This is a genomic window from Pseudodesulfovibrio nedwellii (genome assembly GCF_027923765.1).
Lineage (GTDB): Bacteria > Desulfobacterota > Desulfovibrionia > Desulfovibrionales > Desulfovibrionaceae > Pseudodesulfovibrio > Pseudodesulfovibrio nedwellii.
In genome coordinates this window covers 2,132,344-2,149,086 of the sequence record NZ_AP026709.1, presented here as the reverse complement: position 1 = coordinate 2,149,086, position 16,743 = coordinate 2,132,344, and the positions used below count along the sequence as shown (strand labels likewise).

At 50.7% G+C, this 16,743-nt stretch carries 16 protein-coding genes; 6 read left to right on the top strand and 10 right to left on the bottom strand.

What is annotated here, in order from left to right; genetic code table 11:
- Window positions 1-180: 180 nt before the first annotated feature.
- Window positions 181-3,006, bottom strand: a complete 2,826-nt coding sequence (locus SYK_RS10075; protein ID WP_281760134.1) for an FAD-binding and (Fe-S)-binding domain-containing protein — start codon at window positions 3,004-3,006, stop codon at window positions 181-183.
- A 191-nt stretch (window positions 3,007-3,197) separates the two neighbouring features.
- Between SYK_RS10075 and cobM the strand changes: the two genes are divergently transcribed.
- From cobM to SYK_RS10055, 4 genes are all read left to right on the top strand, one after another.
- Window positions 3,198-3,965 carry a precorrin-4 C(11)-methyltransferase gene (gene cobM, locus SYK_RS10070; RefSeq protein ID WP_281760133.1) on the top strand — a complete coding sequence of 256 codons (768 nt, stop codon included), beginning with the start codon at window positions 3,198-3,200 and terminating at the stop codon, window positions 3,963-3,965.
- A 134-nt stretch (window positions 3,966-4,099) separates the two neighbouring features.
- The gene (locus SYK_RS10065) at window positions 4,100-5,734 is read left to right on the top strand and encodes a sensor domain-containing diguanylate cyclase (protein ID WP_281760132.1); all 1,635 of its coding nucleotides are present in this window, start codon (window positions 4,100-4,102) and stop codon (window positions 5,732-5,734) included.
- A 12-nt stretch (window positions 5,735-5,746) separates the two neighbouring features.
- Window positions 5,747-6,145 (top strand): secondary thiamine-phosphate synthase enzyme YjbQ, encoded by a 399-nt coding sequence (locus SYK_RS10060; RefSeq protein ID WP_281760131.1) that lies wholly within the window; start codon window positions 5,747-5,749, stop codon window positions 6,143-6,145.
- A gap of 64 nt (window positions 6,146-6,209) precedes the next feature.
- Window positions 6,210-6,881 (top strand): M15 family metallopeptidase, encoded by a 672-nt coding sequence (locus SYK_RS10055; RefSeq protein WP_281760130.1) that lies wholly within the window; start codon window positions 6,210-6,212, stop codon window positions 6,879-6,881.
- 48 nt (window positions 6,882-6,929) lie between these two features.
- Here the strand turns inward: SYK_RS10055 and SYK_RS10050 are convergent, their stop codons facing one another.
- From SYK_RS10050 to SYK_RS10040, 3 genes are read right to left on the bottom strand one after another with little or no spacing between them, the layout of a single operon-like run.
- Window positions 6,930-7,730, bottom strand: a complete 801-nt coding sequence (locus tag SYK_RS10050) for a formate dehydrogenase subunit gamma (RefSeq protein ID WP_281760129.1) — start codon at window positions 7,728-7,730, stop codon at window positions 6,930-6,932.
- Window positions 7,727-8,374, bottom strand: coding sequence for a hypothetical protein (locus tag SYK_RS10045; RefSeq protein WP_281760128.1), 648 nt, complete (start codon window positions 8,372-8,374; stop codon window positions 7,727-7,729). Before SYK_RS10045 ends, SYK_RS10050 begins: the two co-directional genes overlap by 4 nt.
- A 9-nt stretch (window positions 8,375-8,383) precedes the next feature.
- Entirely contained in the window at window positions 8,384-9,673 is a 1,290-nt protein-coding gene (locus SYK_RS10040) for a multiheme c-type cytochrome (protein ID WP_281760127.1), read from the bottom strand.
- 231 nt (window positions 9,674-9,904) lie between these two features.
- Here SYK_RS10040 and SYK_RS10035 point away from each other — a divergent pair, with 231 nt between their 5' ends.
- Window positions 9,905-10,177, top strand: a complete 273-nt coding sequence (locus SYK_RS10035) for a cysteine-rich small domain-containing protein (RefSeq protein ID WP_281760126.1) — start codon at window positions 9,905-9,907, stop codon at window positions 10,175-10,177.
- Here SYK_RS10035 and SYK_RS10030 read toward each other — a convergent pair whose 3' ends face one another.
- The 6 genes from SYK_RS10030 to cbiE form a co-directional block, all read right to left on the bottom strand.
- Window positions 10,178-10,630 (bottom strand): hypothetical protein, encoded by a 453-nt coding sequence (locus SYK_RS10030; RefSeq protein WP_281760125.1) that lies wholly within the window; start codon window positions 10,628-10,630, stop codon window positions 10,178-10,180. It lies immediately after the preceding gene.
- A gap of 56 nt (window positions 10,631-10,686) precedes the next feature.
- A complete protein-coding gene (locus tag SYK_RS10025; RefSeq protein ID WP_281760124.1) occupies window positions 10,687-11,892 on the bottom strand; it encodes an HD-GYP domain-containing protein in 1,206 nt (401 codons plus the stop codon).
- Between the two features lie 15 nt (window positions 11,893-11,907).
- Window positions 11,908-12,606 (bottom strand): flagellar brake protein, encoded by a 699-nt coding sequence (locus SYK_RS10020; RefSeq protein ID WP_281760123.1) that lies wholly within the window; start codon window positions 12,604-12,606, stop codon window positions 11,908-11,910.
- Window positions 12,607-12,781: 175 nt separating this feature from the next.
- On the bottom strand, window positions 12,782-13,339 hold the full coding sequence (gene amrA / locus SYK_RS10015; protein ID WP_281760122.1) for an AmmeMemoRadiSam system protein A: 558 nt from the start codon (window positions 13,337-13,339) through the stop codon (window positions 12,782-12,784).
- 10 nt (window positions 13,340-13,349) lie between these two features.
- The gene (locus tag SYK_RS10010; protein ID WP_281760121.1) at window positions 13,350-14,624 is read right to left on the bottom strand and encodes an MFS transporter; all 1,275 of its coding nucleotides are present in this window, start codon (window positions 14,622-14,624) and stop codon (window positions 13,350-13,352) included.
- A 56-nt stretch (window positions 14,625-14,680) separates the two neighbouring features.
- Window positions 14,681-15,925: a precorrin-6y C5,15-methyltransferase (decarboxylating) subunit CbiE gene (cbiE, locus tag SYK_RS10005; RefSeq protein WP_281760120.1), complete on the bottom strand. Its 1,245-nt coding sequence runs from the start codon at window positions 15,923-15,925 to the stop codon at window positions 14,681-14,683.
- A 152-nt stretch (window positions 15,926-16,077) separates the two neighbouring features.
- Between cbiE and fsa the strand changes: the two genes are divergently transcribed.
- Window positions 16,078-16,725, top strand: a complete 648-nt coding sequence (gene fsa, locus SYK_RS10000) for a fructose-6-phosphate aldolase (RefSeq protein ID WP_281760119.1) — start codon at window positions 16,078-16,080, stop codon at window positions 16,723-16,725.
- Window positions 16,726-16,743: the final 18 nt, after the last annotated feature.

Here is a 16,743-nt window from a genome sequence, read left to right as displayed (position 1 = left end):
CGGGGGTCGCTTTCAGCGGGACCAGAGAACCTTTTGGAAAAGGTTCTCTGGACTCTCCAAAACTTTTTATGTCGCTTCGCGAGTGTGCTAGCTGTAAAAGGTTCTTTTTGTATAGAACTTCGCCGAAGGCGACGAAATCACCCGACATATCCGCCGAAGGCGGTTTCTTCTTTTCCCCTCTTATTTAGTCGATTTAGGCCAACTCGCTTCATCGAGCAGGAACATGAAGTTCTTGTATGGAATGCCGCCTTTTTCGGACAAGCCGATTTCACAGGTGCGTGAAGTTGAATAGCCTATGGTGCAGCCATCCAATTGATTGGGAAGCTCTTTGAGCGCGGCTTCGTTCAATTCGGGATAGTTGAATCCTCTGTCACCAGCAAAACCACAACAGAACACTCCTTCGGGAACCACGACTTCGCGGGCGCAGAGTTTGGTCAAATCTTCCATTTTTTCAGCCAATCCCATTTTGCGAGTGGAGCATGTAACGTGTAGGGCCACGCGCTTGCTGACGGGAGTCAGGTCAAGCCGGTCCATGAGATGGGTGAGTGTGAATTCCACCGGCTCGAAGAGCTTCAATCCTTTGATGTGCTCCTGCATGCGGTAGAGACACGGGCTCGTGTCGCAGAGGATGGGGTACTTGCCATTCTTTGATGCGTCCCGAAGGGCCTGCTCCAATTCTGCCAGCTTGTTGTCGGCCTGCTCAATGAACCCCTTGGATTCCCATGGCTGACCGCAGCAAAGTGCGTTCATGTTCTCTGGGTGAATAACTTCGAAGCCGGCCTTGGCGAGCACACTCAAGGTATGATCGCGCAATGCGGACTTGTCGGGGTCTTTCTTTTCCGGCCCCATATGACGGGCCACACAACTGGGGAAATAGACGACCTTGTCCGCGCTGGGAGGTGTTTCGGTCATGGTCGGCTTGGTGGCGGGGCGGGGCATGGATACGTTCCATTGCGGGATGCGCTTGCCGGAATATTTGTGCAATCCTTTGGTGACGGATGTCATGACCTTGTCCCCAAGAATATCGTGGGTTGCACCTGCTACGGCGAGGTCGGCATGGATGAATTTTGTGGTGAAGGAAAATGAGTTCGCTATGACCGAAGCTATTTTCTTTTCCCAGGTGCCACGCGCCCATGATCGGTAGACCTTGATGAATTCGCCGGTATTGATGGCGACAGGGCATCGCATTGCACACAGACCATCTGCGGCACAGGTGGCTTCGCCGTCATAGTCGAAACTTTTTTTGAAGGCGGCCATGGCTTCTGGTGAATCGCCTTCCAGTGCACCGCGTGACATCTCGCGGTAGGCCACGATGCGTTGGCGTGGCGTCAGCGTCAGTTCGCGTGAAGGACAGATCGGTTCACAGAAACCACATTCGATACATTTGTCGATGATGTCGTTGGCCACGGGCAGAGGCTTGAGATTCTTGAGGTGTGCCTCGGGGTCTTCGTTGAGGATAACACCGGGGTTGAGCAGCCCTTCAGGATCGAAAATATGCTTGATTTCTTCCATGAGCTCGTATGCTTCACGGCCCCATTCCAGTTCAACGAAATGCGCCATGTTTCTGCCGGTCCCGTGTTCGGCCTTGAGCGAGCCTTTGTAGTCCTCGGCAACCATGTGCGTTACGTCGTCCATGAAAGCTGCGTATCTGTCTATTTCTGCCTGGACGTTGAAGTCCTGTGTGAACACGAAATGCAGGTTCCCTTCCAGTGCGTGGCCGAAAATGATCGCCTTGTCATAACCGTTTTTCTTGAAGAGTTTTTGTAAATCAAGCGTGGCTTGGGCCAGATCTTTGATGGGGAAGGCTACATCTTCGATAATGACCGTGGTCCCGGCATCGCGTACTGCGCCTACAGCAGGGAATAGACCACGCCTGACATTCCACAGGGAATTGAACTCCGCCGGGATCGAAGTGAACTCGTGAGGTGTGACCTTGGGGAGTTCGCTGATTGCTTCAAGCACCTTGGATATCTTGTCTTGGAGGATTTTTTCGGTGCGACCACGCACTTCCACCAGCAATGCACTGGCTTTCGGGCCGAGTTCGGTCAAACCTTCGGGCATACCGGGCTTGTCTTGTACCGAGGCCAGAGCAGCTCGGTCCATGAGTTCGGCAGCAGAAACTTTTTGCGTGCGGCAGATGGTAGCCGCTTCACAGGCCGATCGGATATCCGGGAACCGCATGAGTGCGGATGCCTTGTGCGGGTGTTCTACAACTGTCCGGTAGACGACCTTGGAAATGAAGGCGAGCGTGCCTTCGGAACCGACCAGTAAGTGCTGGAGAATTTCGAACGGGTCTTCGAAATCCACGATGGCGTTTAGGCTGTAGCCCGTGGTGTTCTTGATTTTGAATTTGCGCTTGATACGGGCGGTCAGTTTCTTGTCGGCCAGTACCTTTTTACGGAGGTGAGAAATATCTTTGAGAATTTGGCCGTGACTTTTTGTAAAAGTTTTTTTGCTGACCTCGTTCCCCGTGTCGAGAATGGTACCGTCGGCCAGCACGATACGCATTGAGTCCAGCGTTTTGTATGAGTTCTCGGCAACACCGCAACACATGCCCGAGGCATTGTTGGCCACAATACCACCAATCTTACAGGTGTCGATACTGGCCGGGTCAGGGCCGATTTTCTTGCCGTGCGGCGCAAGAATCTGGTTGGCGTAACTTCCGATAATTCCCGGTTCCAGTGCTATTTTTTTGGCCTTGTCGAGAATCTCGTAGTCGCGCCAGCCTTCGCCCAGTCGGATGAGGACGGAATCACTGATGGCCTGTCCTGACAGTGATGTCCCGGCTGCACGGAATGTCACGGCAACCTTGTGTCGTCTGGTCGCCTTGAGAACATGCACCACTTCATCTTCATTTTCAGTGTCGACTACGATTTTGGGGATCAGTCGATAAAAGCTCGCGTCCGTGCCATAGGCCAAGGTGCGCAGCGAATCAGTGTATACCCGGTCTTCGGGGATATGCTTGAGGATTTCTTTGTGAACCTCATCGTACGGCATCGGAAGCATGGTGTGCTCCTAGTGTTTTCGGGGAACCCCCGAGTGAGAAGGATTTAAACAATAGCATACTATGAAGAGGTGAAACAATACTGTTTACGTTATAATGGTGTGGCTTTTCTCTGGCTTGGCTTTCATATGTCCAGTGTGTACCGTGTAAGTGTCATTACAAACCTTCAAAAAAACATTCGACGGCAGGATATATGGTTGAAACAAGAGTCTATTTTATTGGTGCCGGTCCGGGCGATCCAGAATTGCTGACGGTTAAGGGACAGCGACTTATTTGTGAGGCAGACCTTGTATTGTATGCTGGCTCACTGGTGCCATCCGAAGTCGTGGCCGGAGCCAAGGTCGGAGCGAAGGTCGCAGATTCCGCCCCTTTGAACCTTGAAGAAACACACGATTTGATGATGGAGACTGTTCGGGCTGGTGGTTCCGTAGCGCGGGTGCATACCGGTGATCCTTCCCTGTATGGGGCGATTCGAGAGCAGATGGAATTGCTGGATCGTGACGGCGTGGGCTATTCCGTTGTTCCGGGAGTGACCGCTGGATTCGCGGCAGCGGCAGCTGCGATGAAGTCGTATACCGTGCCGGAAGTGACGCAGACTTTGATTTTCACCCGACTGGCCGGGAAGACCCCAGTGCCGGAATCCGAGGATCTGCGAAAGTTGGCGGCACACGGTTCGGCGATGTGTATTTATTTGTCCGCCGGGAACCCGGAAGGTATCCAGAAAGAACTGCTGGCTGGAGGGTTGGGTGAATCAACGCTGGTCGTCATGGCCTACCGTGTTGGATGGCCTGAAGAAAGGGTTGTTGAAACCGAACTCGGTCAGTTGGCACATACCGCACGCACCAATGATTTTGTTCGTCAGACAGTTTTTCTGATCCTGCCCGGACAGGGAGTCAAGGATGCCGGTACTGCCAAGTCCCTGCTTTACGATGAAAATTTCAAGCATATGTACCGTAAATAGAGAGGTTAGTTTCTTTCTAAGGCACAAATAGTCAGAAAGACGTTTGTTGTTTTGATTTATAAGGCGGTTGCTCACTTCTTTTGGATAATGCAAGATTATGTCGTCTTATAGAATGATTCAGATTGGAGTTTTATATGCGACAGTTTCTTGTGCCGGATTCCGTGGGTGGTCGAATCAGGCTGTATTCTACGCTTATGGTCGGTGTACCTTTGCTTTTTGCTGCAGTTGTTCTCATCGTTTTTGTGCGGGCATCCATTCTGGAAAATGTCGAGAAGGGACTTCTTGAACAAGCCGTATCCCACAAGATTGTCATCGAGGAATGGTATCAGGAGCAGGAAAGAAATATACAATTCTTGGCTGAATTGGATGTGGTGCGGCATGGCCAAGTTGAAAAAATCAACCCCATTCTTGAACATTTCGATAAAACGCATCCGGATATTTCTGCTGTGGTCATGGCTGGGGCTGACGGGAAAACCGTTGGGGCTTCTTCGACCAAAATTATGGTAGATGTTTCTGATCGGGAATATTTTATTAAGGCCCGTGCTGGCGAAGCTTTTGTGACGAATGTTCTTATCGGAAGAACGTCTGGAAAGCCCATCATTATTTTTTCTCATCCGGTAAAACGATTGGATGGCTCTTTCGGTGGTGTTGTCTTTCTTGCTTCCCGTTTGACGGCAATTGACGATCTCATGAATAATCTCAGATTTGGCGAGACTGGAGAAACGTACCTTTTGAACCGGGAAGGGTACATGCTGACCGAATCCCGTTATCAGGGGGAGTTGCGGAGGCAGGGCAGAATTCAGACGACGGCAATCATGACGATCAAGAACAATTCTGACGTGCTTCGTACCGGACTGATCGGGAAACAACCGACCAAACCGTATCGTGATTATAGGGGGGTTAAGGTTTTGGGAGCCAGCCAATGGACCAAGGACGGCACATGGCTCATTGTTTCCGAGATTGGTTATAGCGAAGCGATCGGCCCGTTATATCCTTTCCTTTGGACGATTATTGGTGGTTTTTTTATTTCCATAGCCATCTTGAGCCCAGTCTTTTTGCGTTTGGCTCGTTCCATCACGCAGCCTTTGGCTCGTATCAGTGAAATCTCATTACGAATGACTCGTGGAGAATATGATCAGACGTGTTTTGATGTTTTTCCATACTCTCCCCCTCAAGAGATTGATAACCTTGTAGAAGCTTTTTGTGCCATGCAGGCGAAAGTCGATGAAACTGTTCAGGAATTGGAGACGTCTGCTGTTACCGATCAATTGACAGGGCTGCCCAATAGACGTTTTTTGATGAAGGAGGGCGCGCGTTTGGTGGATATCGCCATTCGTGCCAAACAGCCGTGTACTCTGTTCATGATGGATATTGATCATTTTAAGAATATCAACGACACCTATGGACATGCGGTTGGCGATATAGTTCTCAAGCAAATAGCACAGGCTTTTCAGGATGTTATTCGTTCATCCGACATCGTTGCTCGTTATGGTGGCGAAGAGTTTGCCGTGGTCGCCCCCGGTTCTGACTTGGAATCAAGTCAGGTCTTGGCCGAACGTCTTCGTCAGGAGGTCGCGGCACATATTTATAACACGGATGAACTCCCGCTGGCCTGCACCATCTCCATCGGTATTGCCCATTACGCCTGGGACATTCGTTTTGGTGTGGACGCCTATGAAGATATGCTGGCCCGGGCCGACAAGGCCTTGTATCAGGCCAAGGACAAAGGCCGTAATAGAGTGGAAATCAACAGGGAATCCGAAGGGTAAAGGGGCGTTGTCGTGGAAATCTTGCGTGTTCAAACTCATGACCATGAAGAAATGGTGGATATCACCACCGCCGTTCGTAAAGTCATTCATGAAAACGGATGGTCTGATGGCGCACTCATGCTCTATTGTCCGCATACCACAGGGGCTATTACCATCAATGAAGGTGCAGACCCGGACGTAGTGCGCGATATCCTTGTGAATATGCGCAAACTCGTGCCGCATCATGGAGATTATCATCATGCCGAGGGCAATTCCGATGCTCACATCAAGTCTTCCCTGTTTGGGTGCGATCAGCTCGTCATTGTCGAGGGTGGTAACATCCAGCTTGGGACATGGCAGAAGATTTACTTTTGCGAGTTCGACGGGCCACGAACACGCAAATTGTGGGTTAAGTGGTTAGCGGGAGCGTGATGTTTTTGACGATGAACAGAATCGTGCACGGCAAAAATAGCCTCTGCATATAAAGGGGATTTTAGTGTTTCGATTTTTGATAAAAGGGCTATGGCTGTCGGTCGTCAGTCTTGCTGTGCTTTTTGGGTGTGCTCCTGTTGTTTTTGACAGCAGTCTTTCCAGTGATGAGGCCATTTACACGAATCAGCCTCCCGATGTCATTGCATCCATTCAGGAGCGACTTGTTGTTGTCCCGGTCCGATATTATGGTCCGGACGGAGTTGTGCATCAGGGGCAGGTTGTCGTCCACAAGGCTCTTGAGGGTGACATCCGCTTGATATTTGAAAGAATTAAAAGAAGTCGTTTTCCTGTTGAATCCGTACTCCCTATCGCCCATCCTTTGATACAGAAAAAGGCCTTATATGGGCTATCTCCTGATACCAATAACACGTCGGCTTATGTGTGGAGACCAATCGTTGATTCCAGACATCTCTCCAAGCATGCCTTTGGATTGGCTGTTGATATCAATCCTCGAAAGAATCCCTATATCAAGGGCGATTTGATTCTTCCTCCGGGGGCGACATATGATCCTTCAGATCCTGAAACCCTTTTGCCGGACTCGCCGGTTGTGAAAGCCTTTAAGAAACAGGGTTGGGAATGGGGAGGTGATTGGACTGGAGAAAAGGTTGATTACATGCATTTTCAGAAGGTTCCACCGAATTTGGAGGAATGGATTGAATCGTATCACAGCGAGTAACGTCAAAAAAGGCCCGAAGCATTTGCTTCGGGCCTTTTTTGTTAGTGTCTACCAATTGACAAGTCCGGCGTTCATAAGCCCTCCTATGACGAGGGAGATGCCGAGGGCAACTGCGCCGAGGCCTACCGCATACGTTACGACCACTTGGATGGAGGAGACATCGTCAATGGCCTTTTCGTTCAACTCATTATTTGTCCTGAGTCGTGCCAACCATGCCGGGCGTTCTTCGCTTGCAGATTCAAGGTCCGTGTCTCCACAGAACATAGCGCGATCCATGGGGAAATTATGCCTTCGTAAATGAGCGATGGCAAAGTGGATGACGAAGATATGCAACATGGCCAGACAGGCCTCGATACGGTGTACCCATAAGGCCACATTCAGGGACCAACCCTTGAAGTGGCGGGAGGTCTCAAGAGGTGCATAGAGCATGAGCCCTGTGACGCCGAGGATTATCATACCCCAGAAGACGGCCCAGTAGTCGAATTTCTCCCAATATCCCCAACGTTCGAAACGAGGTGCCTCGCCGCCGAACATCCAGCGCAGGTGGGTGAAGAACTCTCGTACGTCTTTTTTTTGTAACCATAGACCGTCGTCGCTGTGGACTTTTTTGGACATGACGACGAACAACACATACGCCAGATGGCAGACGAAGAGGAAGAGCATGAACAGTCCAACGTATTTGTGGACAATCAGGCATTGCTCATAGCCGCCAAAGGGGTGGGCCAAAGTCCTGCCCCAGTTGGTTTCAATGTACATTCTGGCCGTGCCGGTAACGGCTTGCACCAGGAATGACAGCATCAACATGGCGTGAAACGCCTTTTGGACTGGGGTGAATCGTTTGAGTCTCATTCGTCACCCCCTTTTTTTCTGGTGAATAGTTCTCGGAGCATCCATAGGCCGGTATGTGGCAGGAAAAGTGCAAACGAGAAGAAAGCGATCGCTACCATTATCCATGTAATCCAGTACAGAACCGGGAAACTCTCCGCAGTACCTGCGAGCAGAGGGGGCGGTTCATGAACGAGATACATGGCAAATGAACCGTTTGCGCCCTGATGGCACTTCGCGCAGACATAGGCATGCCTGCGAATGGGATTCATCGGCGAGTTGTAGTGGTTGATACCTGCTATGGGCTCAACTCCATGACAATGGCGGCAGGCGATGTTGTTTCTGGTCACATGCCGGTTGTTGTGCGCTTCTTTTTTGTGGCATGAGCTGCACCTGTGTCGCCAATAATTAGGCACACCTGCGTGGGAATCTGCCTGATATGTGGCAGAGCGTCCCCTGCCGCCGGTTCGGATGGTGTCCCGTGGCTCATCCCATTGCAGGAATGGGCTGTCTCGTCCCGGTATGACTTCATATTCTTCGTAATATCCCGTGCTCATCTCGTTGAGTAGATATCGGTTGGAACCGGCGACTTCCTCCTGAGCCATACAGGGTGAAGCCATAACGCCTCCCACAAGGAGCAGGGCTATGATTATGATTATCCGTTGCATGATCGCCTCCTATTTGTAGGCGTTCACAGACTCCACAACCTTGCCCTCGGGTTTGGGCATTGAAGCCAACAACTCAAATTGCTTTTGCAGTTCGGCCAGATTGGCATCCTTGTGGTGGTGACAATTCTGACAGGAGTTCGGGATTTCGGGATTTTCTAGAGTTCCTGACGGGAGCAACGTCTTGAAGACGTGGCTGTGAATATCGCTGGATTCTGCACTTTTGGCGATACGAGGCATATGACATCCCACACAGTTGGCGAATGAGTGGATGGCATGTGCCATGTTGCTGTTCTGTTGTTTATGACAGCCCAGACAGGAAGCCGACCCTGCGGCCTTGGTTTGGAAGCGGGTTGAGGGCATGCCGAGTTGGTGTACGGAATGGCAGGATGTGCAGGTCACACCTTCACGGCGGTGTTCTGACTTGAGCCAATCGATGTACTGCTGGTGGTGGCCTTTGGAGAATTCGTTGGGGTACATGTGTTTCTTGTCGCCCGCAGCGTATGATGTGGATGTATAATACGGCTCCAGAGCCTTGCCAGGAGTGTAGCCCACGGGCCAGCTTGAACCTTTGGCCATGGTGGATTTGCCTCGGTTGTGACAGCTTCCGCAGACCTGCACCGAAGTGCCGCGAGGCATTTTGGCCGGGTTGAGAATGGTCTCACGTTTTTCGAACACAGCTGTTTTTGGCAGCGCAACATGCCAGGAGCCGGCTCCATGACAGGCCTCACAGCCAACACCCGGTTCGGTGAAGGTGCTGTTGGCAGGATATTCCAGGTCGAGTTTGGTGCCGGTAGTATGACAGCCTCCGCATTTGAGCAGCCAAGGACGTTTTTCCCAGTCTTTTTCGTGGTAGTTGACCCAACGTCCGGTCTCGGTGTTGAATTGGATGGGTGAAATATAGAGAATGCCATTTTTTTCGATAATGTAACGTTGCTTCCATTCGTTGCCGATAGTGTACTTGATGTCTTCTTTGTTCGGGAAGTAGATGTCATTCAGAGGCAGTTTGAGTTTACCCTTGTCTTCGAGCAGTTTGAAGTCTGCTTTGATATTATCCAGATTGATATCCACGATAAAGGCGTCGGCGTTGACTGTGACATCCTGAGCCATGCGGCTATGATTGGTGACCTTCCATGAATCGTAGTGCTCAAGGTGGCACGTTTTGCAGGTTTCCGAACCAACGAAATTCTTGGGCTGTGACGTAATTTTTTTTACATCGAAGACCGGTTCACCGGTTGTGCATCCGACCAGTAGCATGGCAAAGAACGTCATGCTGATGAATAAAACACTTGCTCTTCGCATCACTTTCTCCTCATCTGAAATTTAACAGGGATTATCCCTATTCTCTCTGCATAATGAAAATGTTAAAAAAAGAGGATTATAATGGTGGCGCGAGAGGAAAGCCGATGTTTTTGTTGTCGGTTACGTGTTTGTAAAGAATCTGAGATTTAGAGTATCTTGCGAAGAATCCCCCCTTGAGCGTATGCTATATGTCTCCCACCATGGGCCTAAAATTTAATCGGATGTGACGTCATGAAAAATAGTTATAGATTCTTCAACAACTCGGAATGTAAGTATTTCCCTTGTCATAAGACGAGCAGACCGGAAAAGTTCAATTGCCTTTTTTGCTATTGTCCGCTGTATTTTTTTGAAGAGTGTGGTGGGAATTACCGACGGTCTGAAAGCGGCGTAAAGGATTGCACCACCTGTCTGATTCCGCATACATATGAAGGGTACGATTATATTGTTGGCAAACTGAAAGAGCGGTTTGTCGAGATTCGGAGCGAATGCTCACCAAAGGAATAATCAGGGCTGTTTTCTGGATTTGGTTGCATTGAAAGGAGAGTGGGTCATGTAAAAGTCCAACTCACGCTTCAGTTGTTTTCTTTCTCTGGCAGCTGTTCGTTCCTGGGTTTCAAGGTCTTGATTGGAATCCTGAAATCGGGAAATTGAGACAAAGCAATTCTTGATGCGTTGCAATTCGTCGTGGCGTTTCTTTCTCCAAAAATAATAGGCCAAAATTTTGGCCGCACTTTTTATGTCTTCCTTGGAATAGGGGATTTTTGATCGATCAAGTGGGAAATCATTTTCATCCTCAATCAGAGGAAGGACGGCCATCAGCACTTCTTTGGACCGTTGGAGCGACTGAGGGCTGATGCGGTAGACCTTGACGCTTCGTTTGCGACTGATGAACCATTTGATGGCATAGAGCAGAAAGGTAAGGCTGAGTATGACGACCCATACTTGAGTATCTATCATGATGTTTCCTGAGAGAAGTGGATGTCAGTCTGTGTGTACATATCGTCTCTTTAGTATCATTGAGGCAGCATGAATTCCATGAGATTTTGACGATAATCTGAGGGGTCGGCACATTCGGTGATTTCTACGGAGTCGGGAGCTTCGGGGTTTTGGGTCGAGAGGTCAATGTCCCAAGCTTTAATAGGGCGCATTTGTTTGTCCATGATGACCTTGATTTTTGGGTAAAGCGGTTGTTGCGCATTGGATTCGAAGACCAGCGCATAATTGCCGGTATTCAAACGGACAAAGCTTCCAGATGGGAATATCCCCAGACATTTGATGAACAATTGGATTTCCGTAGGGTCGAAATCCTGGTCACGCATGCCATACATGATTCCCAAGGCTTTGTTGGGCAGGATGGCGTGTTTGTAACAGCGGTCACTGGTCAGAGCATCGTAAATGTCGGCCAGACACAGGATGCGGGCAAAGGCCGGGATGTCTTTGCGTGTTAATCCGTCTGGATATCCGGTGCCGTTGAATTTTTCGTGGTGCGCCCGGACCGCGACGAGCACCTTGGATGGAATTGCTCTGTTTTTGCTCAGAATCGTGCGTCCATACACAGGGTGCCGTTTCATCTCTTCACATTCAAATTTGGTGAGTCTGCCGGGTTTGTTGACGATCCGACTTGGAACGGTTGTCTTGCCTAGATCATGCATCATGCCTGCGGTACCGAGCAGGATGAGGTCATCGCGGGACATGCCGATGAATTCACCGAAGACCACGGCGATGGCGGCCACGTTTATGCAGTGGGTGTAAGTATAATTGTCAAAGGAAGACAGTTTTGACAGGCAGACCAACGTGTCCGGGTTGCTGACGGCTGAGTCCACAATGGCGCTGGCGGTTTCCACGGCTGTGTCATAATCAATTTTTCGGCCCAATTTTGCATCGTTGACGATCCGCATGGCGTAGGTCATGGCACTTTCATAGGTGACGCTGGCGGTCTTGATAGCTTCTGAAAAGGGTGTGCGCGGCGTGCTTAAAGGCGTCTCTTCGCGCTGGCGAATAAGGTGGTCGAGCCGTTCCTCGTCAGATTGGCCGTCGGAATTTTCGGTTTTGACGAAAACCTGTTGATACCCTTCAGCCTTGATACGAGCGACTTCTTCCACGGATGAGATGATCCCCGGATGAGCATACAGATACGGCAGGTGCTTCCACATTTCCGAAGAAAGCTCCACTACCTCCATTCCCTGTTTCAGTTCGTTGATTGGAATTTTTTTTATCATGGTTTTTGTGTTTGGTTAGCGAGTGTGTCTTTGAACCCTGGCCAAGTATTTCACGATGCGCTTTTCTTCCTCTTTGGTGATGTCCAAGAACATCGCACCAAGGGTGAGGATGCCCTTTTCCCGTTTCATATTTCGCACCACTATAGGGAGTTTGAGAGTGCCGTCCGCTCCAAGATTCATGACAACGAACAGGGTGTCGTCCACCTGTGTTGTGGATATCGTATCCCGATTCCCGGCCCGCGCCGAAATCTTGCATCCGGTCTCGCTGACATTGACGACCAGACAATCATGCGCTCCATCCGAAGAATGCAATGCGCCGTCAATGCTGCACCTGGCGCGTTCCTTGCGCCTCAGTTCGATTTTTTCGATGGTGCTGGGGTAGTCGAAGAAGATGAGGGACGTTGGCGAAGTGATGGCGTTGTGCACCGTCGTCTTGAAGCCGTAAACCGTACCTTTGTGGATGTATTTCAGCACGATTTGGCCGCCGAAGGCGAGTTCTTGGCGGATGCGGGAGGGTAAGCGGACATTGGCAATCACATATTCGTAGGGATCGAAACCCACGATCTTGCCTCGATATGATTGTTCGGTTCCCGGAATTCGGATCACAACCTCTTTTCCCAAAGAGATGCTCATCTTGACGCCGGGAATGACCACAACCTTGGCGTCGGCTGGCGCAAGGGTGTTGTTCTCGGGGGTGATGATTTTTTTGGTCATGATACGATGCTACCTGATCTTCGGAGTGATGGATGAACAGTATTTCGTTTTGTAGGCAATATTACTCATCATAGAAGGAAATATATCTGATCTATCCTTACCATGTCGATAGGAGAAAGTCCCGTTTGCGGATAATACTTTGTGTATGAAAATGGAAAAGATCGGTTTAATCTGTTTAGAAGACGACAGCTTCAAACCAAAAAAGTGTTGTATTTTCGTCCTTCCAGGCGTTTTGTGGTAATCCTGCTTTGACGCAGGTTTGGGCTAGGAATGTTTCCCGATCCCAGTCCCATTCTACGGGAACCTGAGGCAGGAGCAGGCCGGACCGCCTTCCGCTGGACATGATTAATCCGTGTCGACCAATTTCCACTAATTTGGGGTTGGGGCATATTTCGACGGGACTCAGGATGGATATTTCATAATCGAGGGCGTCGAATTCATGGCTGGTTACAGGTGGGAATCGAGGGTCTTCAAAGGCCGCGCTATGGGCCATGCTCCAGACGGTTCGATACAGTTCTCCGCTGCCTTGAACATTGCCGATGCATCCGCGTAGTTGGCCACCAAGTTTGAGCGTGACAAAGGCTCCCAATTGTTCCTTGAGGGTGTCGGTTGGCGGTTCTGTCGGACCGTCGGTTTCCCCATTCGGGTTGAGGCCGGAAGAAATGGACTGAACAACAAGTTCTTTGAGATAGCTTTTTTCTTCTTCAGTCAGGTCAAAGCGGAAGTTGGACATGGCTTTTTCCTCATTTTGTGTTTTTCACGGGAGGCACAAACAGCATGCCGATCAGGCCAAGGACAAACAGTCCGATGACAGCCCCCATACCCACACGTTGATTGCCGGAGGCGAGAGTCAGCCAACCCACCAGAAACGGCCCGATGAACGATGTCAGCTTGCCGGAAAGTGCGAGCAGACCGAACATTTCGGTGCGCAGTTTGGCGGGAGCCGCGTGGGCCAAATAGGACCGGCTTGATGCCTGCACTGGTCCCACGAATATACCAATGGCCAGCCCGAAAATCCAGAACAGGGTTTTGTCTGTGACGAGCAGAATGGCTGCGCCCGGAATCACGAGTCCGATCAAGGAGAAAAGAATAGTTTTGCGTGGTCCGAGCCAATCGTCGAGCCATGCAAAGGACGCTGCCCCCAAGCCTGCGGTGACATTCAATCCAATGCCGAAGAGAATGACTTCGGACGCGGACATACCGAAGGTTGCAGCCGCGTAGATGCCGCCAAAGGCGAACATGGTGGTCAGGCCGTCGTTGTAGAACATGCGGGCCAGCAGGAAGATGGCGATGCCTCGGTAGTCGCGGACATGTTTGATGGAGTCGTGTAATTGGGAAAATGCCCCTGTTATCGCTTTTTTAAGCGGAACTCCCGTGGACGGTTTGTCTGGGGAGTAGAGAAATATGGGTAGGCAGAATATTAGATACCAAAGTGCTGTCAGTGGCATGACTGCCCGGATGTGCATGGCTCCTTCGCGAGGGACGCTGAACCAGCCCGGCGGTTGTACGAATCCATAGAGTGCGATGATGAGCAGGATCAGACCACCTGCGTATCCCAGCCCCCAACCCCAGCCGGACCAGCGGCCAATGATTTTGGGTTCTGCCAGATCCGGGAGCATGGCGTTGTAGAAAACCATTGCGTATTCGCTGCCGATAGTGCCGATTCCGGCCAGAAAAAGACCAAGCCAGACGTATGAAGCGTTCGGCTGGACGAACCAGAGTAGAAACGTGGCTGTGATACATACGCCGGTGAACAGACCGAGCCACGGTTTGCGTCTACCAGAACGGTCGGCCACGGCTCCGAGTATCGGCCCGCCAATGCCAATGATCAAGCCCGCCACGCCCATCATGTTGCCCCATTGAGCAATGCCCAAGGTTTCGTTCTCGGCGACGGCTTTGGTGAAATAGGCCGCGAACACAAAGGTTTGCACCAATGCGGCGAATCCCGAGTTGGCCCAGTCGTAAAGAGCCCATGCACGCAAGGCTCGAAGGGGGTGATGGTCTTTATTGGCAGGCATGTGGTTCATGGTACTCTATGGTGTGTGGGCTGCCAATAATTATGCTTTGGCAGCTTCTAGGGTTTTTCAGCCCATAAAACGAAAACAGGATTTTGCGCTTTGAAGCGAAGGTCTCCGGCCAGAGAGTCGGTGGCCGAGGCTTGAAGCTGGGTCACGCCGAAATGCCAACCGAGTTTTTGGAAATGGTCTTTTGCCTCATGCAGGGAGTCGAGCAGGATGCAATGGACAACCATGCGCCCTCGTGGTTTGAGCCGGTCGCAGGCAACGGCAAGCAGGGATGTCTTCTGATTTGATTCGCCCCCCAGTCCTCCGCCGATGAAAATGCGGTCCGGTTCAGGCAGTCCTTCGAGAGAGTCGGGCATTGCGCCAAGCACCGTGTCGACCAGCCATGCGCCGGTACGACGGATGTTTTCGCGGATCATGGCCGCACGAGTTTTGTGTCTCTCTACGGCAAAAACACGGCCACGTCGGGCTAAATGAGATGCCTCGATAGAAACTGAACCACAACCTGCGCCGAGGTCCCAGACCGTGGAGTCCGGTTCGACATTAAGATGGGCAAGGCCAGTGGCCCGTACAGGCAATTTGGTGATCAGGTTTTTCTGATGCAGATAGAAATGATCAGGGATGCCGAGCGTTAACTCGATCTCCGGTGGGTACAAGCGTTCCAGTATAACGAGGTTGAGATCTGAGAATTCCATGCCCCATGTGTCAGGGAGGGCCAATGGACGAATTTGTTCCTCTGGTGAGCCGAGATCTTCAAGGACAGTCATGGCAAAGCAGTCGGCACCGCGTTCGAGTAAAGCTCGTGCGATTTCTGCGGGAGTGTTTTCCTTGTCGGTAAAAACTGCGATGAGATCGGCTCTGACCAGCGCGGCATAGAGTGGCGCAAAATCGTCGCGTCCATGCAGGGAGACAAAATCCATTTTCTGCCATGGCAATTTGAGTCGGGCTGCAGCCAGTTGCATTGTGGAAATATTCGGTTCAACAACGATGTTTTCTCGACCAAGGTCTTCACCCAATCGTTTGCCGATGCCGAAAAAGAGCGGGTCCCCATCTGCGAGTACCACCACGGAGTCACCGACTTTCGCTGCTTTGCGGATCGTGTCGATAATTGGCGGCAGAGGGCCTGTGATAGGTAGTGTTGCACAATTTTTGGGTGATATTGCGTCTTGACAGGCTGCAAGCAATCGCTTGCCGCCGACGACCAGATTGGCAGTGGCTAGAGTCTTTCTGGCAGCGTTCGAAATTTCGAGTGCGCCGGGTGAAAGTCCGAGTATTTTGATGGGTTCCATGATCGACATGCGGCTAATGTAAACGAAACCGAAGAAAGGTGAAAGGAGAATGGTTGTGGAATCGAAAACGTTTGCGGAAGGTTTCCACTCTTTTTCGAGTATGCTATGCACGGCATAATCAATACGAGGATTATCCTGTACCGGTCTCATAAGGAGGACACATGGAATTCTTTCTGGATACGGCCAATTTGGACCAGATACGCGAAGTCAATGAACTCGGTTTGCTTGACGGCGTGACCACTAACCCTACGCTCATGTCTCGCGAGGGTGGCGATTGGCGCGAACAGGCTTCGCTTATATGTGATGCCGTTGATGGTCCTGTTTCGCTTGAAGTCATAGGTACTACTCACGAAGAAATGATTAAGGAAGCTAAGGACCTTGTCTCATTTGGCCCTAATGTGGTGGTGAAAATCCCCATGATTCCCGAGGGAATGAAGGCACTCAAGGAATTGCGTGAACGTGAAATCAAGACCAACGTCACGTTGGTTTTTTCTCCGTCACAGGCATTGTTGGCAGCCAAGCTCGGAGCTACCTATGTTTCACCGTTTGTGGGCAGGCTTGATGGGCTGGGACAGTCCGGTATGGAAAGCGTGGATCAGATGCGGACTATATTCGACAACTACAGCTTTGCGACAAAAATTTTGGTGGCATCCGTGCGACATCCCATGCACGTCATTGAATCCGGGTTGATCGGTGCGGACGTGGTTACTTTGCCATACGCTACTATCATGCAGTTGATGCAACATCCCTTGACGGATAAGGGGTTGGCTACATTTTTGGCCGACTGGGAAGCTTTTCAGAACGAATGATGAACTATTCCATCTGAT

Coding starts and splice junctions, on each gene's coding strand:
- SYK_RS10075 (WP_281760134.1), bottom strand. CDS start 3,006: ATGCTTCCGATGCCGTACGATGAGGTTCACAAAGAAATCCTCAAGCAT.
- cobM (WP_281760133.1), top strand. CDS start 3,198: ATGGTTGAAACAAGAGTCTATTTTATTGGTGCCGGTCCGGGCGATCCA.
- SYK_RS10065 (WP_281760132.1), top strand. CDS start 4,100: ATGCGACAGTTTCTTGTGCCGGATTCCGTGGGTGGTCGAATCAGGCTG.
- SYK_RS10050 (WP_281760129.1), bottom strand. CDS start 7,730: ATGAGACTCAAACGATTCACCCCAGTCCAAAAGGCGTTTCACGCCATG.
- SYK_RS10045 (WP_281760128.1), bottom strand. CDS start 8,374: ATGCAACGGATAATCATAATCATAGCCCTGCTCCTTGTGGGAGGCGTT.
- SYK_RS10040 (WP_281760127.1), bottom strand. CDS start 9,673: ATGCGAAGAGCAAGTGTTTTATTCATCAGCATGACGTTCTTTGCCATG.
- SYK_RS10035 (WP_281760126.1), top strand. CDS start 9,905: ATGAAAAATAGTTATAGATTCTTCAACAACTCGGAATGTAAGTATTTC.
- SYK_RS10030 (WP_281760125.1), bottom strand. CDS start 10,630: ATGATAGATACTCAAGTATGGGTCGTCATACTCAGCCTTACCTTTCTG.
- SYK_RS10025 (WP_281760124.1), bottom strand. CDS start 11,892: ATGATAAAAAAAATTCCAATCAACGAACTGAAACAGGGAATGGAGGTA.
- SYK_RS10020 (WP_281760123.1), bottom strand. CDS start 12,606: ATGACCAAAAAAATCATCACCCCCGAGAACAACACCCTTGCGCCAGCC.
- amrA (WP_281760122.1), bottom strand. CDS start 13,339: ATGTCCAACTTCCGCTTTGACCTGACTGAAGAAGAAAAAAGCTATCTC.
- SYK_RS10010 (WP_281760121.1), bottom strand. CDS start 14,624: ATGCCTGCCAATAAAGACCATCACCCCCTTCGAGCCTTGCGTGCATGG.
- cbiE (WP_281760120.1), bottom strand. CDS start 15,925: ATGTCGATCATGGAACCCATCAAAATACTCGGACTTTCACCCGGCGCA.
- fsa (WP_281760119.1), top strand. CDS start 16,078: ATGGAATTCTTTCTGGATACGGCCAATTTGGACCAGATACGCGAAGTC.